Raw genomic sequence first — 10,712 nt, 5'->3', positions numbered from 1 at the left:
TAAAAACAAAGTGTGCAACTGTAAAAAATAAGCTTCCCTCATAGTGAAATGAAGCGCAGGCCACTCGACTCCTGCGGGAAATAGAGGTAAGGTTGAGATCCCACAGGCGCAGCCGAGGAGGCCGGGCACCTCCCCGCGGAAAGCGAGTGGCTGGAGCGTAATGAAACGATCACGGCTGCTTCACTAACCATAACAACTTTTCATATGAAAACCGTAAGCTAATCACCCTCCACATGTAAGACAACTAGCTTACGGTTCTATATCTGTGCATACAATAAATAAAACAAAGAGGCATCGAACCCCTCCTCACACCACACCAATGACGACAACATGCGTCTAAGGCTCATATTCCCATGAACCCACAGCGTGATCGAGTGCCTCCATCGATACAGGCAAGGAGACATTGCCACTATTAAAAAGAACAAAAAACGACTTTCCTTGATGTTTGCACAAACGAAAAAATGTAAAACACACACCATCGCTTACTTTATATAGAAAACATCTAATTCTTAAGTTCTAGTTAGTCTAAATAACCGATCATCTTAAATCCTTACATTTTACTAGTTTAATAGTGTTTTCCCCATTATTCAACATGAACTGTGATACAGTATTCGACACTTTTTGCACACTCTAGCAAATGATTCTAAGAACTAAGTCACAGATTTTTACCTTTTTTTTCATGAAGCTGATAGGTAAGCGAATGAAAGGGGATAACAAAGCATTATTCGTCACACCTTTTCCATTAATCTTCTTGTTTACTAATCATCTTTTTTTCGATACTATGAAAGAGATGTAGATTTTTGTCTAACATTGCTCATTAACATAGATACATGACTTTTTATAAAGTGAGGGAATAGCATGACTCAATCACGAGTTAACAAGCGAAAGCGTAGGTCGAAAAAAGCCTTGCGTATCGCCGTACTCATTGCTGTAATGATGTTTCTAGGTACAGGCGGCGCCTTGGCTTACTTTGTCTATACATTGTCTGATGTGACTGCTAATAGCCAACAAGAACTTGATCGTGGGGAGAAATCGGAGAAACGGGAAGAAGCCGTTGACCCTGGAAAAGACAACATCTCGGTCCTATTCCTAGGTGTTGATGATCGAGATGGTGACTTACGCGGACGCACAGATGCGATGCTACTTGCGACGTTTAACCGCGAAGAATCAAGCATTAAGATTTTAAGCATTCCGCGCGATTCATTAGTCGATATTCCCGGCCGGGCAAACCGAGATAAAATCAACCATGCTCATGCGTTTGGTGGTTTGGACTTAGCCGTATCAACGGTCGAAGGGTTTTTAGATGTTCCGGTTGATTATTATGTAAAATTAAACTTTGAAGCTTTTGTTGAAATTATCGATGCACTAGGTGGAGTCGAAGTAGAAGTTCCATTTACGTTCTCTGAACAAGACAGTACAGGTGCACATGGTGCCATTACGTTATATGAAGGAACACATGAATTAAGCGGCGAAGAAGCGTTAGCGTTCGTCCGCATGCGTAAAAATGACCCACGCGGTGATATTGGCCGAGGTGAACGTCAACAAGAAGTGATTGAAGCGATCATTAGAAAAGGCGCTTCATTCTCATCGATTACACGGTACAACCAAGTACTTGATAGCGTAGACGAACACATGACAACAAACTTAAGTTTTGGAAACATCATTGCGTTCCACTCATACGCCACATCGTTGAACGACATTGAATCGATCAACCTCGAAGGCGTCGACACAAGAATCAGCGGCGTTTATTATTACGACATAAAAGAAGAATCACGCCTAGCCATTTCTCATACACTTCGTCAACATTTAGGATTAACAGAATAACGTACTCGTATCCCCTATTTGATTTAAAGGGGGACATTTCTAACAGGGATCATCAGAAATTTTGCGCGGAAGAAGGCACAACTACTCGTTGTGCCTTCTTCTATACTTCTACATAAACCATGATCACGGTCCTCATGCTTCTTTTTAATACCCTTTTGGATGAGTTCTATGCCAATTCCATGCATCCAGCATAATTTTTTCTAACGTCGGAAACCTCGGCTTCCAGTCTAGCTTCGTTTGTGCTTTTTCAGAAGAGGCAATTAAAATCGCCGGGTCTCCTAGTCTTCTTGCTTTCATTTCTACTGGTAGCGAATGTTCTGTTATGTTCCTTGCTACGTCAATGACTTCTTTTACAGAATAACCCATTCCATTCCCAAGATTAAAGGCATCACTTGAATGCCCTTTCCTTAAATACTCTAATGCTGCATAATGAGCAGAAGCTATATCCATCACATGAATATAATCTCTTATACACGTTCCATCTTCAGTTGGATAATCATCACCAAAAATGGAAATCGTTTCTCTCTTGCCGAGCGGTACTTCTAGGACCAGTGGGATTAGATGTGTTTCAGGCTTATGGTCCTCGCCAATTTCTCCGCTTTCATGAGCTCCAGCTGCATTAAAATACCTTAGTGAAACATATTTTACTCCGTAGCCCTGATCAAACCATTTCATCATCTTTTCCATGGCAAGCTTTGTTTCCCCGTAAGGATTTGTCGGAGTTGTGTCTTCGCCTTCTAAAATAGGAATCGATGTAGGTTCTCCATATATGGCGGCAGTAGAAGAAAAGACCATTTTACCTACTTTATGCTTCTTCATAACATCCAATAAACACATCATTCCATATACATTGTTATGGTAATAGTCATACGGTTTATCCATACTCTCGCCAACCAAAGAGTTTGCAGCAAAGTGGATGACGGCCTCAATTGAATGCCTCTTAAAGACATTATTTAACGCTTCTTTCTCCCTTAGATCCAATTCATAAAAGTGCTTAACATCGACTGACTTTCTATGTCCACTTTGTAAATTATCAACGACAATCACTTCTTCGTTCACTTCTGAAAAATATCTAACTGTATGAGAACCAATATAACCTGCCCCGCCAGTGATCAAAATCGACACCTACTTCACTCCCTGCTCCTTATTTCTACAAGTAAACGTATGAACCCTCCGGTTGCGGTCACACCAAAAACGTCAGTGACCACCATTAAAACAGAAAAAAGAGAAGGCTAAACACTCCCCCCCCTACTACAACCTTTCATCCATTAACCTAGATTATTTTACCGATGCACGACCAATCGAATGATACTCTACCCCTGCTGCTTTCATCTCATCTAACCGATAGATGTTTCGGCCGTCATAAACAAGAGGTGTTCTCATGAACGTGTCGTACTGTTTCGGTGCAATCTGTTTGACTTCCTCCCACTCCGTAAAGATAAAGCAAACATTTGCCTCTTTTAAGGCATCCTCTGCATGTGACACATACGTGATTCGGCCTTTGCCATGTTCACCTTCAGGGTAGAGCGTAGCAAAAGAGTCCGCACCAACAGGATCATACGCATAAATGTCTGCACCTTGTTCCAATAGCAACGGAACATTTTCAAGGGAAGCAGCTTCTCGCAAATCATCTGTTCCAGGTTTAAAGGTTAGCCCTAACACAGCTACCTTCAAACCAGCAAACGTCATCAATCGTTTGCTCGCTTTTTCATATAACTTGGTTTTTTGTTCTTTGTTTATGTCTATGGCTGCCTTCACCGTTTTCAAGTCATAGCCGTGTTGACGAGCAACGTTCTCTAATGCTTTCGTGTCCTTCGGAAAACACGAACCGCCGTAGCCAATGCCCGCTTTTAAAAACTTGCTCCCAATTCGATCATCGTAGCTCATTCCTTTTGCAACATCCTCGATATCAGCCCCAACAAGCTCGCAAAGGTTGGCAATATCATTCATGTAGGAAATCTTTAATGCTAAGAAATCATTTGACGCATATTTGATCATTTCTGCAGATCTTCTCGTAACAGACACCATCGGCAAATGAAAAGGTTCATACAATTTCATTAGCACATCTTCTGCCCATTTGCTTTCGGTTCCAATAACAATTCGTTCTGCATGAAGCGTATCATGAACAGCAGTCCCTTGCGCTAAAAACTCAGGGTTAGAGGCTACTTCCACTTTCACATCATGAACTAAAAAATCTCGAATATACTGTTCGACCTTGTCATTCGTTCCAATTGGGACCGTTGATTTCACCACAACGATACAGTCCTTCTCAACGGACTCCGCAATTTGCCGTGCGACCTTGGCAATATAAGATAAATTCGCCGAACCATCTGCTTGTTCTGGAGTACCAACCCCTATAAAAATCGCATCTGCCTCTTTATAGGCAGACCTATAGTCTGTTGTATAATCAATTCGTCCTGCCACGTAGTTCTTTTTCATTAATTCTTCTAAATCTGCTTCATAGATTGGAGATACACCTGATTTCATCAGCTTTACTTTTTCTTCATCAATATCAACACACGTTACTTCGTGACCAACTTCAGCGAAGCATACGCCTGCGACTAAGCCAACATAACCTGTACCAGCAACAGCTATTTTGTACATATAGATTCCCCCGACTAGTATACTAAGTGAAAAAGGCACCCTAATCATTTCGACTACCTTGATCGTGCCATTTACATCTTTCTAATAATAAAGGAAAAACAGCTAACAATCAACGGAGGCGGGTTAGCTAGAACTTTGTCGAACACTCCTTGTTTAGCAGCCCATAATCTTCTTATTTACTAATGGTTCATTTTTCGATACTATGGTAAAGAATGTAGAATGATGTCTAACACGGTTTTTACCAAATAGGGATAGATAGTCATATAGGTAACGATACGAAACATCAAAGTGAGGGAACAAAATGTCTCAATCAAGAGTTAGAAAACGAAAGCAAAAAAGCAGAAAGATTTTACGGATTGCTTTGCTTGTTGCGATCTTGACATTTCTTGGTGCAGGAGGTGTCCTTTCCTATTTTGTCATAACGCTTTCTGATGTGGCAGCTAACAGTCAGGAAGAATTAGATCGTGGGGAAAAATCTGAAAAACGGGAAGAAGTCGTTGACCCTGGTCAAGATAACATATCCGTGCTGTTTCTCGGAGTCGACGATCGCGACGGTGACTTACGCGGCCGTACCGATGCCATGTTGCTTGGAACATTCAATCGCCAAGATTCAAGCATTAAAATTCTCAGCATTCCTCGTGACACGTTAGTGACGATCCCAGGTCGCGCGAACCAAGATAAGATCAACCATGCACATGCATTTGGTGGCTTAGACTTAACGGTTGATACGGTTGAGCACTTTCTTGAAGTGCCTGTCGATTATTATGTGAACGTCAACTTCACCGCTTTTATGGAAATTGTTGATGCTCTTGGTGGGGTCGAACTGGATGTCCCGTTTACCTTTACAGAACAAGATAGCTCTGGAAGACATGGAGCCATTACCTTACACGAAGGAACACACGTCTTAAACGGAGAAGAAGCATTGGCTTTTGTCCGCATGCGTAAAAATGACCCTACTGGTGATATTGGCCGCGGTCAACGTCAACAACAGCTCATAGAAGCCATTCTTAAAAAAGGCGCATCTCTTTCATCCATCACGAGCTATAACAGCCTATTGGATAGCGTCGATGACCATATGACAACCAATTTAAGTTTTAGCAATATGGTTGCCTTTCATTCCTATATTACTTCATTAAATGATATCGAAATGGTAAACTTTGAAGGAACGGATACACGAATGAATGGTGTCTACTATTACGAAGTAACCGAAACGTCTCGTGCGAATACGGTTCTCGCCTTACAAAGGCATTTAGGATTAATCGAACCGAAAGAAGAAGAAACCGCCTATTAGTATGGATGGAAGATGGACAAACGTTCATCTTCCTTTTTTTATACAAAAAACGCACAAAAAAAGCAGCCCCTCCATAGAATGAAGATAACTGCTTTCTTATAATCATTTAACCTGTTCGTTTCACACTTTTGGTTGTCACTTTGTTAAAGAAATTAATCATTGGACGGTAAGTCGCACTCACTAAGCCAATGCGCTCAACAATCCATTCAATGACGATCAAAACAATCGCAATAATGATCACAGACATCCAAAGGGTTGACATCGTTAACATGACAGCTGCCAATCCGAAAAAAGCGCTCATTGTATAGATAACCAAGACGGTTTCTTTATGCGAAAACCCAATTTGCATCAAACGATGGTGCAAATGTGACTTGTCCGCATCAGAAATCTTTTTCTTATTAACGAGGCGACGAATAATGGCGAAAAACGTATCTGAAATCGGCACCGCTAAAATAATGACAGGAATTAACAACGAGAACACCGTCACATTTTTAAAGCCAAGTAAGGAAATGACCGAAATCATAAACCCTAAAAATAACGCCCCTGTATCCCCCATGAAAATCTTCGCTGGATTAAAGTTATGAACCAAAAACCCAACCGTGCTTCCAAGTAAAATCACTCCAAGTGCCGTTACAAATAGATCTCCTTGTATAATAGCCAAAGTCGAGATCGTTAAAATAACAATAGATGAAACACCAGCAGCTAAACCATCGAGTCCATCAAGTAAATTAATCGCATTGGTAATCCCGATAATCCAAAGAAACGTCAACGGTATACTAAACCATCCTAACTCCAAACGGCCATCAAAAGGCAAATTGATGAATTCTACATGAACCCACCCATTACCACGACAGCTGCTGCGGCAATTTGCCCAAGCATTTTCCACTTCGCTGACAGTTCCAGCATATCATCAAGGAAACCGGTTAAAATGATGATGAAACTACCGATTAAAATCGGCCACATGTAGGGACTTTCGGGTTGCAAAAGAACAAATCCAACCAAAAACCCAATATATATAGCAAGGCCGCCTAAACGCGCCATAACATTTTGATGAACTTTTCGATGATTTGGCTTATCTGTTGCTCCAATTTTAATCGCAAACCTTTTCACTAAAGGCGTAATGCTAACAACAACGAGAAAGCAAATAATTAGCGTTAGTGCCAATCCAATCATATTGACCCTCCTTAGTAATACCTTTTCCATACGTTTTATAAGTTATTTCACCTATGACAAATTGGATAATATTTTTTCAAGCGTCATAATCAATAAGTAAAAATTTGATTTGACTTGTATAAAATAGCTTGTATGAGACGATACTAATGGATTATATCATAAATGATGTTCTTGTGTAGATTATATTAAAAGAACTCCACAATTTTTTACTTTTTCCTTATGTTTCTGACAAAAACTAGCAATCTTCCAATCACTCTATGAATCTTTTATCAAATTCTGATATAATAAGAGTACTATTTTTAGGAGGTTTCAAGCCATGAAGAAGCGCCTTACGATTATAGGCTCGATTTTAGTCTTATCTACTGGGATTTTTGCCTTTTCTAGTCCTTCACTCGCCAATTCAGCACCCGTTGTCGCTAGTGTTGATTGGGTCATCAATCAAGTAACTCCAATCAAAAACCGCGTCACAGAACTCGAAAAACGTGTCACACACCTTGAACAGCAAGTGGAACAATTAAAGAGTGAACAGCATGCTAAATAAAGGAGCTCTATTAATATGAAAAAGTTCGTTGCTTTATTTCTTCTGCTGCCAATGCTTTTTATCGTCTTTCCAACAGAAAGTTCAGCTACTACGATGAAACATTACAACACCCCTGTTAAAGTCAAGCTTGTTCCTTCGATTAATTTTAACGTAACGCCTTTTGGAACGTATCGCTTAGTGAATGTCGATAACAGTCGTGAAATTGAATTTACTGGTCAAATTCAATTTCGTTATACACCAAATCAAGTTACAGTCCGGGTCAACGATCGGGATTTTACATCGAATAAAGGCTTTGAATTGCAGGAAGTCGGGACATCTGGTTCCAACTACATAAACATATCATCTATCTCTCAAAGGAACACCTTCAACACAGTTGATTACCGTGGTTCGTTAAAAATCGAACCAGGAAAAGACCGCCTTACATTATTTAATATCCTCTCCATTGAGGAATATATTCAAGGTGTCGTTCCTAAAGAAATGCCAGCATCATGGCATATGGAAGCGTTAAAGGCTCAAGCCATTGCCGCTCGAAACTATGCCTATGTTCAAATGAAAAACAATGATCATGTCGTCGATACAGTCGCTAACCAAGTATATGGCGGGAAATCAGGTGAACACTCCCGTACAAATGAAGCGGTTCGGGCCACAAGAGGACAGTATGCAACGGCAAATGGACAAGTCATTAATGCCTTTTTCCATTCAAGTTCAGGCGGACATACAGAAAACAGTGAAAACGTCTGGTCAAGTCCACTTCCTTACATTAAAGCGGTTCCTGATCCATATGATGTCCATCCGTCCAATTCGAATAATGCCTGGACAGAAACGATTCAACGAAACACGATTGAACAAAAGTTATTCGGATCTGGTGTCCGCTTAGTTGACTTGAAAGTTACTGAGAGATCCCCTACTGCTGGCAGTGTTCAAAAAGTAACAGCTACCGGCGTCCGTGCGAATGGAGAAACGGTGAAAGTGACCGTACCAAACGGTTCTGGCCCCGATTCACTCCGTTCAGCATTTGGTGCCTCGTTAAAAAGCATTAACTTTCGAATTGAACCAAGCTCGGCTGGAATGAAAGTCCGAACAGCAAACGGCTCGGTTCAGGATGTTCCAACCGTCTATGGAACGAAAATGAGAACAGCAAACGGCCAAGATGTCACCGTAACTGCGAATGAAGTTCCCATCCGGACGGCATCATCTACCGTCTTTGCTCAAACGAACTCGACTGCTTACACATTCAAAGGAAGCGGTTGGGGGCATCGCCTTGGCATGAGCCAATGGGGTGCGCGTGGCATGGCTGAGGCTGGGAAAACGTACGATGACATTTTAACGCATTATTATACAGGGGTTAAAATTGAAACGCTAAAATAATGAAGAAGAACGCCGGGAGAGTCACACCTGGCGTTCTTTTTTAATAATCAAAGGTTGTTCCCTCTGGGTACAGGAAAAACCGATCATCTTGCTCGTGAACCGGAAAGATATGTTGATCGTTCCCTTCGTACTGAGCAGGAATGTTCGTTGGAACGATATGATAATTGAGTAGGATGTTTTTTTTCTTGAAAGATCTCGTTTGTTACCGGCAAGAAGACAGGCGTGTTTGGTTCTGTATTTTCACTAGATTGCCCACATCCCCATGTTTTAGAAGGAAAAAGAAATAACTAGTAGCAGCAGGTCTGGAGGAAACGGATAGTAACTTTCATTACCTTGGAAGGGGGATTCTCTATTTCGTTTAGAAGAAGTCGTCAAGGCGGTAAGTCGTCCCTTTTTGTTTCCCGGTTATAGAGACATTAAGTGATTGCAGAAGGTCCGTAGAAATATTGCGAGATGAAAGTTGCAGGAAGTGGCGCAACTTGGAGTTTGTAATCGTGGAGTTCACTAAGAGCGTGTAGTCTTTTAATGACGGAAGGTGAGCATCTTTTGCTGCATACGTGCATTTGGGGCAGGACCATTTTCCGTACGATCGCAGCATCGGGATGGCGAGGCATTTCGGACAGTGGACGCCTTTGATTAATTCGGCCTCGGAAATGTTTAATTGCTCGAGGATATCGGTTTTGGCGGGGGTGTGCTGTTTTAGTAGTGTTGTGGAGAGCTTTTGGTTGTCCTTTTGCTTGAGATAGACGGTTGGGTGCCTTTTTTCTAGTTGCTCGATTTTTGTTAGGAGGCTCGCGCTATGAATGATTTTTTCAAAGAAGTGTGTGTGCTGGTTGGACGCTTTGATAATCGTTGAGGGGTTGCTGATCACGACGAAAGGTTCAAGCGGGGGTTGCACGAGTTTGTGCAAGTGGAGCCAATTATCAAATTGCAGCTCATGTCGTTTGATTTGTAAAAGAGGATTTGAAAAACCTGTCTCTTTTCCTTCCTTAGTTCGTAGCATCTGATCAAATGTTCCGTCGAAATAGATCGTTCCGCTTATGTTTTTGATTTCTATGAGGAGAATGAAGGCGGGCGAGACAATCATCGTATCGATTTGAAAATAAGACGTCTGATCGGTGAGCCGCAGACCATGGTATATATCATACTTTCGAGGATCGAGGAAAAGCAAGTAGTAATCGAGAGCCTGCTCGCCACGGTGTCCTGCGATCCTTCGCGCTAATTCTTCTTCAATTTGCGGAAGCTTCGGATGATGGGCAGGGAGTCTCCTCTGTAATGCCTGCAGCTGTAAAATTTTATGCGGGATGGTACGCTCTTTTTTGATCAATGGGGATCACTCCTTCATTTTTTGGGATATGTGGGGGGCGGTTGGCAGTAATATTCGATGCGGGTGGGGGGAAATCCTTTTTTTGTTTCGCGGGATTTATTGCGGTGGAGATGTGGCGGGGGGCGGGGCATGTTTTGGGGTGCAGCGCTTTTTTGGGGAGTGGGTGACTTTTTGTTTTTGCGGGGAGTTTGGGAACTTTATGCGCTGCTTTCGGAACTTTATGCGGGGCTTTCGCACTTTTTTGCGCTGATTTAGAAATTTATGCGGCGGGTGGGGCTCTCTTTGCGGAGTTTCACTTTTTATGCGGCGGGTGGGCTGACTTTTGCGGGGCTTTTTTTACCTTATGCGCCTCTAATAGGAAGATTTGCGCTGGCTTTTTGATTTATGCGGGAGTTTTCTCAGATATGCGGCGGGTGGGGCGCTCGTTAGAGGGTGCAGCTCTTTTTTTAGGGAGAGCGGCGCATGTTAGGCGGTGAAGCTCCTTTTTTAGGGAGCGGGTGACTCTTTGCGGGAGTTTGGGAACTTTTTGCGGGGCTTTCGGAACTTTATGCGGGGCTTTCGCACTTTTTTGTGCTGATTTAGAA

Annotated in this window: 8 protein-coding genes and 1 pseudogene; 5 read left to right on the top strand and 4 right to left on the bottom strand. The window is 42.0% G+C overall.

Annotated elements, in window-relative coordinates; all coding sequences use genetic code 11:
• Positions 1 to 858: 858 nt before the first annotated feature.
• Positions 859 to 1,824, top strand: a complete 966-nt coding sequence (locus JCM9140_RS20640; RefSeq protein WP_034751149.1) for an LCP family glycopolymer transferase — start codon at positions 859 to 861, stop codon at positions 1,822 to 1,824.
• Between the two features lie 144 nt (positions 1,825 to 1,968).
• Here JCM9140_RS20640 and galE read toward each other — a convergent pair whose 3' ends face one another.
• Together galE and JCM9140_RS20630 are read right to left on the bottom strand one after the other, a co-directional pair.
• Positions 1,969 to 2,949 carry a UDP-glucose 4-epimerase GalE gene (gene galE / locus JCM9140_RS20635; RefSeq protein WP_034751145.1) on the bottom strand — a complete coding sequence of 327 codons (981 nt, stop codon included), beginning with the start codon at positions 2,947 to 2,949 and terminating at the stop codon, positions 1,969 to 1,971.
• Positions 2,950 to 3,102: 153 nt separating this feature from the next.
• The gene (locus JCM9140_RS20630; protein WP_034751143.1) at positions 3,103 to 4,428 is read right to left on the bottom strand and encodes a UDP-glucose dehydrogenase family protein; all 1,326 of its coding nucleotides are present in this window, start codon (positions 4,426 to 4,428) and stop codon (positions 3,103 to 3,105) included.
• Positions 4,429 to 4,729: 301 nt separating this feature from the next.
• On the opposite strand from JCM9140_RS20630, the gene JCM9140_RS20625 reads away from it, so the two are divergent.
• Positions 4,730 to 5,719: an LCP family glycopolymer transferase gene (locus JCM9140_RS20625; RefSeq protein ID WP_034751140.1), complete on the top strand. Its 990-nt coding sequence runs from the start codon at positions 4,730 to 4,732 to the stop codon at positions 5,717 to 5,719.
• A gap of 106 nt (positions 5,720 to 5,825) precedes the next feature.
• Here JCM9140_RS20625 and JCM9140_RS20620 read toward each other — a convergent pair.
• Positions 5,826 to 6,892, bottom strand: a pseudogene (locus JCM9140_RS20620) (glycosyltransferase family 4 protein).
• 316 nt (positions 6,893 to 7,208) lie between these two features.
• Between JCM9140_RS20620 and JCM9140_RS20615 the strand changes: the two are divergent.
• Together JCM9140_RS20615 and JCM9140_RS20610 are read left to right on the top strand one after the other, a co-directional pair.
• Entirely contained in the window at positions 7,209 to 7,433 is a 225-nt protein-coding gene (locus JCM9140_RS20615; RefSeq protein ID WP_034751137.1) for a hypothetical protein, read from the top strand.
• Positions 7,434 to 7,448: 15 nt separating this feature from the next.
• Positions 7,449 to 8,801, top strand: coding sequence for a SpoIID/LytB domain-containing protein (locus tag JCM9140_RS20610; protein WP_034751134.1), 1,353 nt, complete (start codon positions 7,449 to 7,451; stop codon positions 8,799 to 8,801).
• Positions 8,802 to 9,159: 358 nt separating this feature from the next.
• Here JCM9140_RS20610 and JCM9140_RS20605 read toward each other — a convergent pair whose 3' ends face one another.
• The gene (locus JCM9140_RS20605; protein ID WP_034751131.1) at positions 9,160 to 10,128 is read right to left on the bottom strand and encodes a nuclease-related domain-containing protein; all 969 of its coding nucleotides are present in this window, start codon (positions 10,126 to 10,128) and stop codon (positions 9,160 to 9,162) included.
• A 129-nt stretch (positions 10,129 to 10,257) separates the two neighbouring features.
• On the opposite strand from JCM9140_RS20605, the gene JCM9140_RS25020 reads away from it, so the two are divergent.
• Positions 10,258 to 10,383 (top strand): hypothetical protein, encoded by a 126-nt coding sequence (locus JCM9140_RS25020; RefSeq protein WP_268870603.1) that lies wholly within the window; start codon positions 10,258 to 10,260, stop codon positions 10,381 to 10,383.
• Positions 10,384 to 10,712 lie beyond the last annotated feature (329 nt).

Origin of the sequence: Halalkalibacter wakoensis JCM 9140 (genome assembly GCF_000513095.1) — a bacterium.
Taxonomy (GTDB): domain Bacteria; phylum Bacillota; class Bacilli; order Bacillales; family Bacillaceae_D; genus Halalkalibacter; species Halalkalibacter wakoensis.
The sequence above is the reverse complement of the archived record's forward strand: the minus strand, read 5'-3'. Positions and strand labels throughout refer to the sequence as shown.